A 16,052-nucleotide genomic window follows, 5' to 3' on the forward strand; every position below is an offset into this window, starting at 1 on the left:
ACAGGTTCCTGACGCTTCGATCCGAGCTGACGTCCCGTTGACTTGTCACTGACATGAGCCGTAAATGGCCCTGGAACAGGCCTCCGGGCCTTGCGGCGCAGGGGCCCCTGTGTAATAACGGAGACCGTCGGACTCTCTCGTGCGGCCGTTCCTGGACATCTACCGAGAAGCGTCGGGTGGTAAAAGTGACCGAACTGACAGATCTGAAGACATCCGGTGAAACAGTACTGGAGGCAATCCGCGAGTACACGGCTGCCGACAATCCGAGCGCTTTCCTGGCGGTCAGCGAGGGAAATTCCTATTTCACCTTGCCGGGACGCCCGGGAGTGGTGGTCTACCGCCCGGCCGGCCGCTTCCTGGTACAACTGGGCGGCCCCTTCGCCCCGGACGATTCCTACCGTGACCTGCTCAGCGGGTTCCGGAAGCTCGCCGCCGAACAGGACCGCACCGTGGTCTCCGTCCAATTGCAGGCGCGGGACGCGCAGATCTACGCGGAATCCGGGTTCACCGTCAATCAGGTGGGCGCCTCGTACGCCGTCGACCTGGACTCCTTCACGCTGGACGGCACCCGCTTCATGCAGCTGCGCAACAAGATCTCCCGGGCGCTGCGCAACGGCCTCACCGTCGTCGAGGAGCCCTACGAGAAGTGGCGGACGTCGGTCGAGGAGATCGACCGGCTGTGGCTGCCGCTCAAGGGCGAGGGCGCGCGCCCGCTGGAGTACCTGGTCGGCCAGTGCGGCGGCGAGATGCAGCAGCACCGCCGTCTGTTCGTCGGCCACGTCGACGGACAGATGGCGGGCTACATCCTGTACTCACCGGTCTACGGCAGCCGCCCCGGCTGGATGCACGACCTCAGCCGGCGGCGGCCCGGCAAATCGCCCGGCATCATGGAGGCAATCAACAAGGCCGCCATCGACGTCTTCCGGCAGGAGGAGGTGCGCTGGCTGCACTTCGGCTTCACCCCGTTCACCGGCCTCGACGACAAGCTGGAACTGCCGGGCAGCAGCCCGGGGTTCACCTGGTTCATGCACTTCCTGTGGGAGCACGGAGAAGGCGTCTACCCGGCGGTGACCCAGCTGGCGTACAAGGAGAAGTGGAACCAGAGCCTGGTCCTGCCCGAGTACGTGGCCTTCGACGGCGAGGCCGGCATCAACGCGTTCGTGCACGTGTTCCGCGCCGCCAACGCCCTGTGAGTGACCGGCAACTTCCAACCCTGTGAGAGGACAGCCCCGTGAACGCGGAAGCAGATCAGGTTCCGACAGTGCTCGACACGGCCAGGCAGCGGCTCGTGGAGTCCTTCATGGCCTTCTGCGCCGACCCGGACATCGAGGCGCTCGGTGAGGCGGCCGACCAGGCACTGCGCGGCCTGGACGCGGTGATCGTACGTGAGACGGAGCCGGCCCCGAGCTCACAGCGCTGAGTCCAGCATCGGATCCTGGTCGAGGATCGCCCGCTCGTAGTCGCGCATGGTCGGTGACGGCTCCAGCCCGAGATCGTCGGTCAGCCGCCGCCACAACTCGCGGTACACAGCGAGCGCGTCGGCCTGCCGGCCCGAGCGGTACAGCGCCACCATCAGCTGCTGCCGGAACCTCTCCTTGTAGAAGTCCTCGGTGAGCAGGGCCTGTAATTCCGGGATGATCCGGACATGGTCGCCGTTGCGCAGTTCGCTGTCGAACAGCAGCTCAAGGGCGGCCAGCCGCATCTCCTCGTAGCGGGTGGCGGCGGCCCGGCACAGCCTGCCGCCCACCGGACCGCCGAAGACCGGCCCGCGCCACAACTCCAGCATCCGGCGGAGCTCGCGGACGGTGACGGCCGGGTCGTCGTCCTGCGGCCGGCTTCTGATCCGCTCGACGCCGGCCGCCAGCACCGCCGCGTCCACCTCCTCGTCGGCCACCATCAGCCGGTAGCCGGAGGGGTGGGTGACCAGCCGTGACGGGCCGTCGGCGGACTCCAGCAGGGCCAGTTGCTGGCGCAGCCGGCTGATGTGCGCCTGAAGGGCGTTCTCCACGTGGCGGGGCGGCTTGTCGCCCCACAGTTCGTCGATCAGTGATTCGATCGGCACCAGGCGGCGGGCGTTGGCGAGCAGGACCACGAGCAGCGTCCGCTGCTGCGGGCCCCGCGGCCGTAACGTCTGTCTCGGTGAACCGATCTCGATGGGTCCCAGTACGTGAAAGCTCAACATCGGTGATCTCCAGGAGTGAGTGAAGTTCCCGGCGTGGGTCGTGCCGACTGCAGAAATCGGACGAGGAGCTATGTTGCGCCCGGAACTTTTCGGACTCCGGGCAGACTGGCGGAAATGTCTGTGCGGTCACCGAGCAAAGATATTCGGATGGATCTGGAGACAGTGTCGCATGCTGCTGGCGGGTCGCAAGGGGTCAGCCGGGTCAGTCCCCATTACCTCATGGGTAATTGACCGTCGGCGGTCCGGCTCGGGAGAGTCTCATCAGCACACCTCTCAACGGCCTCCCCGTAAGGGAGCGTTCGGCCCTTCGATCAGGGAGTATCACTGATGACCACCAGTACGAATCCTGAGGCCGCGCCCGCGGCTCCCGCCCCGCCGCCGGCGACCAAGCCGCACCTCGGCACCCTGCTGGTCGTACTGACCGGCACTTTCATGGCAGGCCTTGACTTCTTCATCGTCAACGTCGCGGTACCCTCCACCCAGCGCGACCTGAACGCCACCTCGGCCGAGATCCAGTGGGTCATCGCCGGCTACGCCCTGGCCTTCGGCGCCGGGATGATCACCGGCGGACGGCTGGGCGACATCTTCGGCCGGCGGCGGATGTTCGCCTTCGCGATGGCATTGTTCACCCTGTCCTCGGCGGCCTGCGGCCTGGCGCCCAACGCCGAGTTCCTGGTCGTGGCCCGGGTCGTGCAGGGCCTGTCCGCGGCGCTGATGGGTCCGCAGGTCCTCACGATCCTGGCGACCACCTACGTCGGCGAGGCGCGCGCCCGCGCGTTCAACGCCTACGGCATGGCCATGGGCATCTCCGCCGTCTTCGGCCAGCTCATCGGCGGCGTGCTGATCCAGGGCAATGTGCTCTACCTCGGCTGGCGCGGCTGCTTCCTGATCAACCTGCCGATCGGTCTGATCGCGCTCTTCCTCGTCCCGAAGCTGGTCCCCGAGTCGCGCGCTCCCGGCCGCCCGAAGCTGGACCTGGTCGGCACCCTGCTGGTGACCCTGGGCCTGGTCGCGGTGGTCCTGCCGCTGATCGAGGGCCGGGCGCAGGGCTGGCCGGCCTGGACCTGGATCTCGCTGGCCGCGGCGGTGCCGCTGTTCGCGCTGTTCGCCTTCTTCGAGCGCCGGCTGGCCGCCCAGGGCGGTTCCCCGCTGATCGACCTGTCCATGTTCAAGGAGCGCGCCTTCACCGCGGGCCTGCTCGCCCAGCTCGTCTTCTGGATCGGCCAGGCCTCCTTCTTCCTGGTGTTCGCGCTCTACGTGCAGGAAGGCCGCGGCCTCGACGCCCTCCAGGCCGGCCTGATCTTCATCCCGCTCGGCTTCGGCTACATGGCCACCTCCACCACCGCGCGCTGGTTCGCCATGCGGCTCGGCCGCCAGGTGATCGCCCTCGGCGGCGCCCTGCGGCTGGTCGGCCTGACGGCGCTGCTGCTGCTCGTCGCCCACTTCGGTGTCGGCGGACACATCGCCTGGCTGATCCCGGCCCTGGCGATCGACGGCGCCGGCATGGGTCTGGCGGTCGCCCCGCTGGCCTCCACCGTGCTCACCCGGATTCCCCCGAAGCACGCCGGTTCGGCCACCGGTGTCCTCACCACCGGGGTCCAGGTCGGAAACGCCCTGGGCGTATCGATCATCGGTGTGATCTTCTACCGCATCGTCAGCGACACCCACGGGCTCATCGGTTACGCGCACGCCTTGAACTGGAGCATTGCCTTCCTGCTCGGTGTCGCACTGGTCCTCATCGCACTGGTGCAGCTCCTGCCGAAGGTTCCCGGCGCGAAGTGAATCGGTACAGCAAGGTTCTGGGAAAGTTCAGGGAAAGAGGAATCAGCCGACATGCGTGACGACAACGCTCTGGTGGAACGCTACATGGCGATCTGGAATGAGCCCGACGAGGCGGTGCGCGCTTCGGAGATCGCCGAATTGTGGGCCCCGGAAGGCGTCCACCAGATCCTCGACTTCATCATGAAGGGCCACGCCACCATCGCGGGCCGGGTCGGGCGCGCTTACGTCCAGTGGGTCGAGCAGCAGAACCATCGGTTCCGCTCGGCGGGCGATGTCATGAGCTACGACAATGTGGTGACCTTCCACTGGGAGATGGTGCCGGCCGGGAAGGAAGAGGTCATCTCGGTGGGCTTCGACTTCCTGATCCTGGACGACGAGGGCCGTATTCTCGTCGACCACCAGTTCAACGAGCCGCCGGTGCTCTCCGCCCGCCTCAATGCCCTCGCCGACCGCTGCGTCGCCGTGTGGAACGAGCCGGACGCGGAGGCGCGCGGCAAGGAGATCGCCCAGCTGTGGGCGGCGGACCGGACGCTGGCGGCCGAGACTTCGGTCACCGAGGCGTACACCGCCGCGCAGGCCGAGGGCCTCGTCCTCAGCCGCAGCGGCAACGCGGACGGTCACCCGAACGCGGCCCGGTACTCCTGGCGGCAGGCGCCCGCCCTGGGTACCGGTCCGGCCTCGACCGGCTTCGACTTCCTCCTCCTGGACGACGACGGACACATCGTCCAGAACTACCGCTTCACGCACGCCCCCACCCCCAGCGCGCGGATCCTCGCGCCTGAGGCAGTCTGACCCCACGACCAACTGACCCACCCCCGCCCGGGAGGCGGCGCCCACCCCGGGGCGCCGCCTCCCGGCACGTCGTCACCCGGCCGGGCGGCGGGCCGGGACCACCGCCGGCGGTCCTCGCCGGGCGTACGGTCCCGGCTGCCGGCTCCCCGCCGGGCCCGCCGGCCGCCGCGCGTCAGTGCCCGTGAGGACGGAACCGTCCGCTCTGCGTGAACACCGAATACCTCAACCTCCCCATGGCTACTACTCCGTTATGCGCACTGTCGAACTTTCCCTCAGCCTCTACCAACTCCGTTTCGATGTCGGGCACGCCTATCTGTGGCGGGACGCCGACGACTCGCTCACGCTGATCGACACCGGCACGGTCGGCTCCGGCGAGGCGATCGCCGAGTCGATCAGGGGGCTCGGACTGGGGCCGGAGCAGCTGCGCCGGGTGGTGGTCACCCACGCCCACCAGGACCACACCGGGGCGCTGGCCGAAATCGCCGCCTGGGGTGGTGAGGTCACGGTGATGGCGCACCGGCTGGAGGCGCCGCTGATCCGGGGCGAATCCCCGGCGGCGGAGCCGGTCTTCGACCAGTCGCCCGACTGGGAGCGGGCGCTGTACGAGAACATGCCGCCGCTGCCGCCCGCGCCCCCCGCCCGGGTGGACCGGGAGTTGGCGGACGGGGACGTGCTGGACTTCGGCGGCGGGGCGCAAGTGATCGGGGTGCCGGGCCATACCGACGGCAGTATCGCCCTCTACCTGCCCGGCCCGGGTGTGGTGTTCACCGGGGACGCGGCGGCGAACGTCGAGGGGCGGACGATGCTGGGCGTGTTCAACGTGGCACGGGACCGGGCCGTGGCCTCACTGCGCAAGCTCGCCGACCTCGGCGCGGAAACCGCCTGCTTCGGCCACGGCGAGCCGCTCACCCGCGGCGCGTCGGCGGCGCTGCGCACCGCCGAGATCCCGGTGCGCGAGTCCTAGGAGGGTGCTGAAGATCTATGCCGGGCTCCCGACGCCCGGCACTGCCATCTGCCGCGTTGGCCGGGTGCCCGGACAGAAACGCACTGTCCGGGCACCCGTCCGCCTTGCGGCTGACCGCACCGGACGCCGCTCGCTGATCCGGCCAAGATCTTCAGCACCCTCCTAGGATCTGCCGTACCCGATGCACTGGACGCGGCTCGGCCGCCGACGCGCTGATCCACGCCGGGCAACTCCTCCGATCACCAAGCACTCGGACCGGCCGCCGGAGATCCACCTCGACCCGTCCGCGCCGCCCGAGGGGAATCCGTCGTCATGACCTCCCAGGTGGAGAACATCCTGGAGCTCGACGCCGTCCTCAGCTGACCCGGTGACCCCGGGGCGGGCGGGGTTGTCCGTATATCGGACCAGTTGAACCATACAGCGGTACGAACCGTGATGATGGAGTGAATGTCGTACTCCACCGTCACCCCATGGATCGACCAGTGAACGCAGTCATCCCGCCCGCCCTGGCGGAACAGTCCGAGGCCGAGGCGCTCCACGACCTGGAGACCTCCGCGCCCCAGCACGTACGCGCCGCGCTCGGCATGGAAGCCGTCCGCCTCGGCGGCGGGGTCGTCCTCTCCATGCGCGACGATCCGACCCGGTTCTGGAGCAAGGCGCTCGGATTCGGCTTCGACGAACCCGTCACCCTGGAGCTGATGGAGGAGGTGTGCGGCTTCTACCGGAAGCAGGGCACCCCACTGGCCGTGGTGCAGCTGGCGCCGTCCGTGCTGCCCGAGGACTGGGCGGAGATCTGCGCCAGGACCGGCCTGACGGCCGGCTCCGCATGGGTGAAACTCGCCTGTGCGACACGGGACGCGCTGGCCCGCGCCGACGCGCCCGGCCGCCCCGCCGACGGGCTCCGCGCCGCACCGGTGACCGCCGCGCACGCCGCCACCTGGGGGTCGGTGATGCTGCGGGCCTTCGGGATGCCGGCGGACGGCGGCCTGGCCGACATGGTGGTGTCCTCGGTCGGCGGCCCGGACTGGCGCCCCTTCGCCGCCTGGGACGGCGAGGAACTGGTCGGCACCGGCACTTTGCGCGTCAAGGGGGACGCGGGCCAGTTCGTCGCCGGAGCCACGCTGCCGCACGCCCGGGGCCGCGGCGGCCAGTCCGCGCTGCTGGCCGCCCGGGCCCGGGCGGCCGACGAGGCGGGCTGCCGCTGGCTGGTCGCCGAAACCGGTGCGGAGGAGCCGGGCACCCATAATTCGTCGCTGCACAACATGCTGCGGCTGGGTTTCGAGGTCCAGTACGAGCGGCGGAACTGGATCTGGCGGGCGGACGAGTAGGCGGGCGCACCGGCTCCGGCCCCCGCCCACCGGGCCCGGCCCTCCCGGCCGGGCGCGCCTTGGTCGCGGCGCCGCGGGATTCCTCCCCGGCCCGCCGGCGGGTGAGCGCTGCCCAACGCCGCCGCCCGGACGAGCAGGCCGCCGGCGGGCCCGGCGGCCTGCTCCGCCCGGCCCTCCCGGCGTGCACGGATCGCCCGGCCGGTGACCTCCTCCACCGCCGACCCGGCTATCTCCCGGTCCTTCACGTACGGCCCGCGCGGTGCGGCCCCCGCTGGCGGCGGGCGTCACCGACGGTGAGCCCGGTGTCGCCGATCAACCGGCCGCAGCCGGCCGCGCGGCGGCGGCAGCAGCGGCAGACGGACCTCGCCACCCGGTCGGCGGTCCCGGTACGCGCGACGGCCTCCCGGCTGCGCCCGGGCAGGGGCCGCCGCCCCGTGGCCCGGCCGGTCCGGCGGCCGGGCCGTATCTGGCGCAGAATGGGAAACGGCGGGGGTGAATCCGGCGAGACCGCAGCTGACCGCGGCGATCGATGGGACGCAGGTGATGGCCGAATCCACCGGACGAACCACGCGGTCCGCGGCGGATTCGCTGGGCCTGGTCGGGGCGGCGACCGCGTTGATCGACGCCGGGGGAGTCGTCCTCGGATGGACGGAAGCAGCCGAGCGGGCTGTGGGCTACAGCGCCGAAGAGGTGGTCGGCCGGTCGGCCGGCCGACTGCTGGCCGGCGGCGCGTCGGCCGCGGAGCCCGCCGCCTGGGCGAATCGCGCGCTGGCGCGGGAGGCGTGGTCGGGCACGGTCCGGATCCGCCGCAAGGACGGCACCGACGCCGAGATGACGCTGGAGGCGTCGCCGCTGGCCGGCGAGGGCAGGACGGACTGGTTCGTGACCCTCCGTGACCCCGCCGCCGCCCTGTTCTGGACCCCGGCCGAAGCGTCGGTGTCATCGGCGCTGCTCGCGCGCTCGCCGATCGGGCTGTCCATCTGGGACACCGACCTGCGCTGCATCTGGCTGAACACCGCGGCCGAGCACCAGGACGGCCTGCTGCGCAGGCAGCGGCTGGGACGCCTGATGGGCGACGTGCTGCCCGGCGAGGCCGGCCGGGACACCGTGGCCGCGATGCGGCAGGTGCTGGAGAGCGGTGAGCCGATCATCGAGCGGGAGTACACCTGGCAAGTGCCGGGCGAGGACGAGGAGCGGGTGCTGTCGGCGTCCTACTTCCGCCTCGACGGCGCGGACGGGAAGCCGATCGGTGTGGTCAACATGGCCACCGACATCGACAAGTCCCGGGCCCGCCAGCACCTGCTCATCCTCGGCCAGGCGGGCAACCGGATCGGCACCACCCTGGACGTGGTCAGGACCGCCCAGGAGCTGGCCGACGCCGCCGTACCGCTGCTCGCCGACTACGTGACGGTGGACCTCGCGGAGACGGTCCCGCTCGGCGAGGAGCCCCTGCAGCGGCTCCCGTCGTCGGGGTCGGGCATCCCGGTGTTCCGGCGGGCCGGCATGGCCTCCATCCATGAAGGCGTACCGGAGGCGCTGTGGCAGGTCGGCGAGGCGGTCTTCGTCCCCCCGTCCTCCCCCTTCGCCCATGTCCTCTTCTCGGGCGAGAGCCACTTCCAGCCGGTCACGGACACCTCTCCCGGCAGCTGGCTCGACCAGGACCCCGACCGGGCCCGGATCGTCAAGGAGACCGGGATGCATTCGCTGATCATCGTCCCGCTCAAGGCGCGCGGGACGATCCTCGGCGAAGCCGTCTTCCTCCGTACGGACAACCCGACGTCCTTCTCCGGTGACGATCTGCTGCTGATCGAGGAACTGGTCGGGCGGGCCGCGCTGAGCCTGGACAACGCGCGCCGCTTCACGCGTGAGCGCGCGGCCTCGATCGCGCTGCAGCGCAATCTGCTGCCGCACAACCTGTCCGGCGGCGGGGCGGTGGAGCTGGCCTCGCGCTATCTGCCGGCCGATACGCACGAGGGCGTCGGCGGTGACTGGTTCGACGCGTTTCCGCTGCCCGACGCCCGGGTCGGCCTGGTGGTCGGCGACGTCGTCGGGCACGGCATCAACGCGGCGGCGCTGATGGGACAGCTGCGCACGGTGATGCGCACCCTCGCCGACCAGGACCTGCCGCCGGAGGAACTGCTGGCCCGGCTGGACCGGCTGGTGATCCAGATGACCGAGCAGGAGGAGACCGCCGAGGGCTTCGGCGCCCCGGTGATGAGCTGCACCTGCGCCTACGCGGTCTACGACCCGCTCACCCGCCGCTGCACCATGGCCTCGGCCGGCCACCCGCCGCCCGCGGTCCTCTATCCCGACGGCCGTGTCGCCGTCCCCCCGGTGCCGCCCGGCGCGCCGATCGGCCTGGGCACGATGTCCTACGAGCGCTTCACGCTGGAGCTGCCGGAGAACAGCGTGATCGCGCTCTACACCGACGGCCTGATCGAGACCCGTACCGCCGACCTCGACGCCGGCATCGCGCGGCTGTCCGCGGCCCTCAACCTGCCCGGGACCCCGCTGGAGCAGCTCTGTTCCCATGTGATCGACACGATGGCACCGCCCGGGAAGCGCAGCGCGCTCGCCGGCGCCGGTGAGACGGCGGCCAGGGCCGCCGAGGACGACATCGCCCTGCTGCTGGCCCGCACCCGCGTCCGCACCCGGGACTGAGCCGCCGCCCGATCTGTACGACGTACCGGAAGCGGCCATAGGGATGACGTAGCGGGCGGGGCGGAGTGTCGGGAGAGCGGGCACGGCCGATCGCCGGACCGTAGGACTCCCCATGCCTTCGCGCGGCCCCGCCCCGGCGGCGGTCGCCCCAGTACGGAGTCCTCGTATGCGCCTGCTCGCACGCGGCCTGGCCGCGGCTGTCCTGCTGATCGTCCCGCTGGCCGTCGTCCCGTCGGCTTCGGCCGAACCGACGGCGGCAGTCCCCGTCTCGCTGCACCGCTCGGGGCGGGCGGTGCCCGGGCAGTACATCATCACGCTGCACAGGGACCTCGACCCGGGCTCCTTCGCCCGGCAGTCGAAGCTGTCGACGCTCTTCACGTACAGCAAGGTGTTCCGCGGTTTCGCCGCGACGCTGACCGCGGCTCAGCTGAATCTGGTGCGTACCTCCCCCGGCGTGGAGGCGGTCGAGGAGAACGCCACCACCAGCGCGTTCGGCACCGGGACGGGAACGCGGGACGGCGCGGACCGGGCGGTCGCCACCTCATGGGGCCTGGACCGGATCGACCAGCACACGCTGCCGCTCGACAACCGGTTCACCACCGCGGGGGACGGCCGGGGCGCCACGGCCTACATCGTGGACACCGGCATCGACTTCGCGCACAGCGAGTTCGGCGGCCGCGCGGTCACCGGCTACGACGCGGTCGGCGACGGCAGGAACGGCCAGGACTGCAACGGCCACGGCACGCACGTGGCCGGCACGGTCGGCGGGGCCGGCTACGGTGTCGCCCACCAGGCCACGCTGGTGAGCGTCCGCGTACTCGACTGCTCGGGCAACGGCACCCTCGCCGGGGTCATCGCCGGATTCGACTGGGTCGCCGCCCACGCCCAGCAGCCCGCCGTGCTGAACGCCTCGCTCGGCGGTGACGCCTCCCCGGCGCTCGACCAGGCCGCCGACAAGGTGTGGGACAGCGGGGTCGTCCCGGTGGTCGCGGCGGGCAATGACAGCAAGGACGCCTGCCGGGTCTCGCCGGCCGGCGCCGACGACGTGGTCACCGTCGGGGCGACCGACCGGAACGACCAGGAGGCCGGCTTCAGCAACTTCGGCCCGTGCCTGTCGATCTTCGCCCCGGGGACGGCCATCGTCTCGGCCAAGCTCGGCGGCGGCAGCCTCGCGCTGGACGGGACGTCGATGGCCAGCCCGCACGTCGCCGGCGTCGCCCTGCTCTACAAGGCCGCGAACCCGGCCGCGAGCCCGGAGGCCGTGTCGGCCTGGCTCACCGAGCAGTCCACCAAAGACGTGCTGACCGTCACCCAGGACTCACCCAACCGCCTGCTGTTCACCGGCGGCCTGTGACCGCTCCGTCTCCGGCCCGCCCTCCCGGCACCCCGCCTCCTCCTTCACCGGGCACCGCCCGTGACGGGGGAGGCGGCGTCGCCCCCGGCACCGGGACGGCTCACAGAACGCCGGCCAGTTCGTCCAGCATGCGGTCGATCGAGCCGACACTGACCGACAGATGGCCTTCGCCCGCTTCGAGATGGGCCACCGCGCCGGGGATGTTCGGCCCGAGCCACTGGCCGTGGGCGAACGGCACCATCAGATCCTCGCTGCCCTGCCAGACGAAGGCGGGCACCGTGATCTCGTCCAGCGAGAAGCCCCAGGGCTTGACGAAGGCGAGGTCGTCGTCCAGCCATCCGTCCACGCCGGTCCGCAGTCCCTCCGAGAAGCCCGCCGCGATGTCCTCGGCGAGTTCCCGGGTCAGCACCGCGCGGTCGACTTCGGGCAGCACGGTGTCCATGCCGGCGATCAGGCCGGCCGCGTCCGCGTCGCGCAGCCCGACCGCCTCCTTGTCCAGGTAGGGGCGCAGCGCCGCCTCGCCGTCCAGGGCGCGTCCGAACTCGACGACGTTCAACTCGCCCATGCCGGCCATGAAGTCCAGCTCCGGCAGCCCGAAGGGCGCCACCCCGGCGATGCTCAGCACCCCGGCCACCCGCTCGGCGAGCCGGGCCGCGGTGGCCAGCGCGTGCGGGCCGCCCCCGGACCAGCCGCCGACCAGGCAGCGGGGGGCGCCGAGATGGTCCAGCAGCGCCTCCACGTCCGCCGCCGCGTCGACGACGGCGCGGCCGGGCAGCCGGGTGGACGACCCGTATCCGGGCCGGGAGAAGGTGACGAACCGCAGCCCCCGCCGGTGGGCGGCGCGCTCCATCGACCGTACCGGGGGCACCGCGCCGGGAGTGCCGTGGTGGAAGATCATCGGGGTGCCGCCGGCGGGACCGGAGACCGCCATGTCCAGCAGGCGGCCGTCGGGCGTGGAGATCGTGGTCATACCGGATTATGCAACGGTCGGCGGCGGCGCGGGATCGGCGTGCTCGAAATGACCGAGGCGTGCGTAGCGCTCCGGCCGCCTCGCGCGCAGCCACACGGCGATGGCCAGGCCCAGGGCGAACATCAGCAGGATCGCCTCGGGCAGGTATCTGATGAAGGGCACCTTGCCGTCGCCCGCGAGGACCGCGCGGTTGTCGATCAGCAGATAGCACGCGCCGGTCATGGCCGCGGCGCCGATCAGGGGCGCGGTCAGCGTGGTGAACCAGTGGAAGCCGTCGCGGGCGGTGGTCAGGAAGTAGCGGATGATCGCGAACGAGGTGAGGGCCTGCACACCGAGGATGCCGAGCACCCCCATCAGCGGCGCCCAGGTGCCGAGTTTGAGCAGGGCGCCCTCGGTGCTGCTGTCGTAGAGGGTGAAGCCGAGCACGATCAGCCCGACCAGGACGGTGACGGTCATCGAGGCGGCGGCCGGGCTGTGGTGCCGGGAGGTGCGGGCCAGCGGCGCCGGGGCGACGCCTTCGCGGGCCAGCGAGAAGAGGTAGCGGGAACCGGTGTTGTAGAAGGCCATCGCACAGGCGAAGGGGCTGACGACGGCCAGCACCTGCATCATCACCACCAGCCAGTGACCGACGAAGGTCTGCGCCAGCGGATAGAAGGCGGAGTCGTACTTCCCGGCGAACTGGTCCTTCACGGCCTGGACGGACTGCGTCTGCCCCCAGCCGGAGACGAAGGCGTAGGACACGATCATGTACAGCACGCCGAGCCCGATCACCGAGCCGTAGGTCGCGGCCCTGGCGATACGGTGCGGGTCGCGCGACTCCTCGGCGTAGTTCGGCGCCATCTCGAAGCCGACCCAGGACCAGAAGGCGGCGAAGAGCGCCACACCGGCCGCCGCGGTGCCGAAGACATGCGCCGCGCCGCGATTGCCGAAGACCTCGGCGGGGTTCATCGGCGCGGCGGACAGCCCGTGCGCGCCGCCGTGGACGAAGACGCCCACCGACAGGATCAGCAGGGCGAGCACCTCGAGCACCAGGGAGACGCCCAGGATCCTGGTGGTCAGCTCGATGTGGAACCAGGCGAGCAGCGTCATGACGGCCAGCGCGGTGAACATGTAGACCCAGACCGGGATCCTCGCCCCGGTCCAGGACTCGACGCTGGTGGCGGCGAAGTAGCCCATCACCCCGATCACCGAGGCGGAGAAGAGCATGTAGCACAGCGCGATCAGCACACCGGAGCCGACGCCGGGAATCCGTCCCAGGCCGCGGGCCACGAAGGTGTAGAAGCCGCCGGCGGAGGTCACCCGCCGGCTCATCGCGATGTATCCGACCGAGAAGACGGTCAGCGCCACCGTCGCCAGCAGGAAGGCGGCCGGGGCGCCGTATCCCGAACCCTGCACGGCCACGGGTACGTTGAAGAGCATCGCCGTCATGGGTGCCGCGCCCGTGACGATGCAGAAGATGACGCCGGGCAGTCCGAGCGCGCCGCTGGCGAGCCGGTGCGGCGCCAGGGGCGGGTCGGCCGCCGCCGGAGTCAGACCCTCTTGCACTGCCATGGACGGCCCCTCTCCGTGGTCCGGTGTGGCTCTGCCGCATGCGTGTCCGCGCTTGGGAATGCTGGGCCCCGCAGATGACTCCTCTACGCGCCGGACGGTTAACTCTGCGTCAACTGCGCCGCGGGAGCGAACGTCTGCGTTAACTCGGCGGCGCGTGATGGACGCCGGGCCCCCGCCCCTCCTAAAGTCCTGGTCGGACAGGCGGAACGGGAGCATCACACGGATGGGTGGCAGGACGTGAGTGGGTACGGCGTCACCCTCGGCGGCCGGAGCCACCACTTCGCCGGCCTCGCCCGGCTGCTCGCCGCGGCCGGCCCGGAGCGCTCCGGCGACCGGCTGGCCGGGCTGGCCGCCGAGTCGGCGCAGCAGCGCGTCGCCGCCCGCAGGGCGCTCGCGGAGGTGCCGCTGGCGCGATTCCTCGCCGAGCCGGTCATCCCCTACGAGGAGGACGACGTCACCCGGCTGATCATCGACAGCCATGACGCGGTCGCCTTCGCGCCGGTCGCGGGGCTGTCGGTGGGGGAGTTCCGCGACTGGCTGCTGTCGGAGGCCGCCGACGCCGTCGCCCTGGCCGCGCTGGCCCCGGGTGTGACCCCCGAGATGGCCGCCGCCGTCTCCAAGCTGATGAGCAACTCCGACCTGGTCGCGGTGGCCCGCAAGGTGCGGGTCGTCACCGCCTTCCGGTCCACGGTCGGACTGCCCGGGCGGCTGTCGACGCGCCTTCAGCCCAACCACCCCACGGACGACCCGCCCGGCGTGGCGGCCTCCCTGCTGGACGGCCTGCTGCTCGGCTGCGGCGACGCCGTCATCGGCGTGAACCCGGCGACCGACAGTCCCCGGGCGGTACGCCACCTGCTGGAGTTGCTCGACGAGGTGATCGCCCGCTACGCCGTCCCCACCCAGTCGTGCGTGCTGTGCCATGTCACCACGAGCATCGACCTGATGGACCGCGGCGCCCCCCTCGACCTGGTCTTCCAGTCGATCGCCGGCACCCAGGCGGCGAACGCCTCCTTCGGGGTGACGCTGGCGATGCTGGACGAGGCGCAGGCGGCGGTCGGCGAGCTGGGCCGGGGCACGGTCGGCGCCAACGCGCTGTACTTCGAGACCGGCCAGGGCAGCGCGCTGTCGGCGGGCGCGCACCACGGCGTCGACCAGCAGACGGTGGAGGCCCGCGCGTACGCCGTCGCCCGGCGCTATGACCCGCTGCTGGTCAACACGGTGGTCGGCTTCATCGGCCCGGAGTATCTGTACGACGGCCGGCAGATCCTGCGCGCGGCCCTGGAGGACCATTTCTGCGGCAAGCTGCTCGGGCTGCCGATGGGCCTGGACATCTGCTACACCAACCACGCGGACGCCGATGACGACGACATCGCCACCATGCTGACCGTGCTGGGCGTGGCGGGGGCGTCCTTCGTGATCTGCACGCCGGGCGGCGACGACATCATGCTCAACTACCAATCGGCCTCGTACCACGACGCGTTGTATCTGCGGGAGGTCCTCGGCCTGCGTCCGGCACCGGAGTTCGAGGCGTGGCTGGAGGGCGCCGGGCTGCTGGACGAGCGGGGCGCGCCGCGTGATGTCGCCGGCACCGGGCACCCGTTGACGGCGATCGCGGGCCCGGACGGCGGGCGCGGCGGCCGTACGCCGGTGCGCCGGGACGCGGTTCGGGAGGTGGACACCGTGGCGGGGCCAGGGGCGCAGGCCGCGATGTGGGACACGCTGCGCGAACGCACCCAGGCCCGGATCGGTCTCGGCCGGGCCGGTCCGGCGCTGCCGATGGCCCCCCGGCTCGGGTTGCAGGCCGCGCACGCCGCCGCGCGGGACGCGGTGCACGCACCGTTCGACCCCGACACCGTGGCCGCCGCCCTCCCCGGCGTGCCGACCGTGCGGGTGCACAGCGCCGCCCCCGACCGGCTGACGTATCTGCAACGCCCGGACCTGGGGCGCCGGTTGGACGAGCACGGCCGGGCCGCGCTGGCGCCCGGCGACTGGGACGCGGTGTTCGTCGTCGCCGACGGCCTGTCCAGCCGCGCGGTCCACGAGCACGCCGCCGCGATGGTCGGCGCGACCACCGCGCTGCTGGCGGGCTGGCGCATCGCCCCGGTGGTGCTGGCCGAGCAGGCCCGGGTCGCCCTGGGCGACGAGATCGCCCACGCCCTGGGGGCCACGATGGCCGTCGTGCTCATCGGCGAGCGCCCCGGCATGTCGGCCGCCGACTCCCTGGGCGCCTATCTGACCTATGCTCCCGAGCCCGGCCGGACCACCGACGCCGAACGCAACTGCCTGTCCAACATCCGCCCGCCGCTGGGACTTTCGTACCGCGACGCGGCCGCCGGACTGGCCGCCCTGATGCGACGGGCCCGCGCGTCGGGCGTCACCGGAGTGGCGCTCAAGGACGAGTCGGGCGAGCCGGAGGCTCTGGCTCCGTAGCCCGGCGGCTGCCCCGGGCCAGGTCCGCCACGCACCGA

General features: G+C 71.7%; 12 protein-coding genes and 1 pseudogene. 10 read left to right on the plus strand and 3 right to left on the minus strand.

What is annotated here, in order from left to right:
* Positions 1 to 194 precede the first annotated feature (194 nt).
* Entirely contained in the window at positions 195 to 1,193 is a 999-nt protein-coding gene (locus tag ACFO3J_RS08945) for a bifunctional lysylphosphatidylglycerol flippase/synthetase MprF (protein WP_386428287.1), read from the plus strand.
* 38 nt (positions 1,194 to 1,231) lie between these two features.
* Positions 1,232 to 1,420 (plus strand): hypothetical protein, encoded by a 189-nt coding sequence (locus ACFO3J_RS08950; protein WP_386427883.1) that lies wholly within the window; start codon positions 1,232 to 1,234, stop codon positions 1,418 to 1,420.
* On the opposite strand, the gene ACFO3J_RS08955 is transcribed toward ACFO3J_RS08950, so the two are convergent.
* Positions 1,409 to 2,182, minus strand: coding sequence for an AfsR/SARP family transcriptional regulator (locus tag ACFO3J_RS08955; protein ID WP_386427884.1), 774 nt, complete (start codon positions 2,180 to 2,182; stop codon positions 1,409 to 1,411). The genes ACFO3J_RS08950 and ACFO3J_RS08955 overlap by 12 nt on opposite strands.
* 327 nt (positions 2,183 to 2,509) lie before the next feature.
* On the opposite strand from ACFO3J_RS08955, the gene ACFO3J_RS08960 reads away from it, so the two are divergent.
* The 6 genes from ACFO3J_RS08960 to ACFO3J_RS08985 all read left to right on the plus strand — a co-directional run bounded on the left by ACFO3J_RS08960 (position 2,510) and on the right by ACFO3J_RS08985 (position 11,063).
* Positions 2,510 to 3,964 (plus strand): MFS transporter, encoded by a 1,455-nt coding sequence (locus tag ACFO3J_RS08960; protein WP_386427885.1) that lies wholly within the window; start codon positions 2,510 to 2,512, stop codon positions 3,962 to 3,964.
* Positions 3,965 to 4,015: 51 nt separating this feature from the next.
* Positions 4,016 to 4,756 carry a hypothetical protein gene (locus ACFO3J_RS08965; protein WP_386427887.1) on the plus strand — a complete coding sequence of 247 codons (741 nt, stop codon included), beginning with the start codon at positions 4,016 to 4,018 and terminating at the stop codon, positions 4,754 to 4,756.
* A gap of 250 nt (positions 4,757 to 5,006) precedes the next feature.
* Positions 5,007 to 5,720, plus strand: a complete 714-nt coding sequence (locus ACFO3J_RS08970) for an MBL fold metallo-hydrolase (RefSeq protein ID WP_386427889.1) — start codon at positions 5,007 to 5,009, stop codon at positions 5,718 to 5,720.
* A 470-nt stretch (positions 5,721 to 6,190) separates the two neighbouring features.
* A complete protein-coding gene (locus ACFO3J_RS08975; RefSeq protein ID WP_386427890.1) occupies positions 6,191 to 7,048 on the plus strand; it encodes a GNAT family N-acetyltransferase in 858 nt (285 codons plus the stop codon).
* Between the two features lie 543 nt (positions 7,049 to 7,591).
* Complete coding sequence (locus ACFO3J_RS08980) at positions 7,592 to 9,709, plus strand: SpoIIE family protein phosphatase (protein ID WP_386427891.1); 2,118 nt, start codon at positions 7,592 to 7,594, stop codon at positions 9,707 to 9,709.
* A gap of 166 nt (positions 9,710 to 9,875) precedes the next feature.
* Positions 9,876 to 11,063 (plus strand): S8 family peptidase, encoded by a 1,188-nt coding sequence (locus ACFO3J_RS08985; RefSeq protein WP_386427892.1) that lies wholly within the window; start codon positions 9,876 to 9,878, stop codon positions 11,061 to 11,063.
* Between the two features lie 100 nt (positions 11,064 to 11,163).
* Here the strand turns inward: ACFO3J_RS08985 and ACFO3J_RS08990 are convergent, their stop codons facing one another.
* Positions 11,164 to 12,033, minus strand: a complete 870-nt coding sequence (locus tag ACFO3J_RS08990; RefSeq protein WP_386427894.1) for an alpha/beta fold hydrolase — start codon at positions 12,031 to 12,033, stop codon at positions 11,164 to 11,166.
* A 6-nt stretch (positions 12,034 to 12,039) separates the two neighbouring features.
* Complete coding sequence (locus tag ACFO3J_RS08995; protein ID WP_386427895.1) at positions 12,040 to 13,584, minus strand: APC family permease; 1,545 nt, start codon at positions 13,582 to 13,584, stop codon at positions 12,040 to 12,042.
* A gap of 237 nt (positions 13,585 to 13,821) precedes the next feature.
* On the opposite strand from ACFO3J_RS08995, the pseudogene eutB reads away from it, so the two are divergent.
* Positions 13,822 to 15,195, plus strand: a pseudogene (gene eutB, locus ACFO3J_RS09000) (ethanolamine ammonia-lyase subunit EutB); the annotation flags it as partial.
* Between the two features lie 96 nt (positions 15,196 to 15,291).
* On the plus strand, positions 15,292 to 16,014 hold the full coding sequence (gene eutC, locus ACFO3J_RS09005) for an ethanolamine ammonia-lyase subunit EutC (protein ID WP_386428288.1): 723 nt from the start codon (positions 15,292 to 15,294) through the stop codon (positions 16,012 to 16,014).
* Positions 16,015 to 16,052: the final 38 nt, after the last annotated feature.

The organism is Streptomyces polygonati (assembly GCF_042650325.1).
In the GTDB taxonomy this organism is placed as follows: Bacteria; Actinomycetota; Actinomycetes; order Streptomycetales; family Streptomycetaceae; genus Actinacidiphila; species Actinacidiphila polygonati.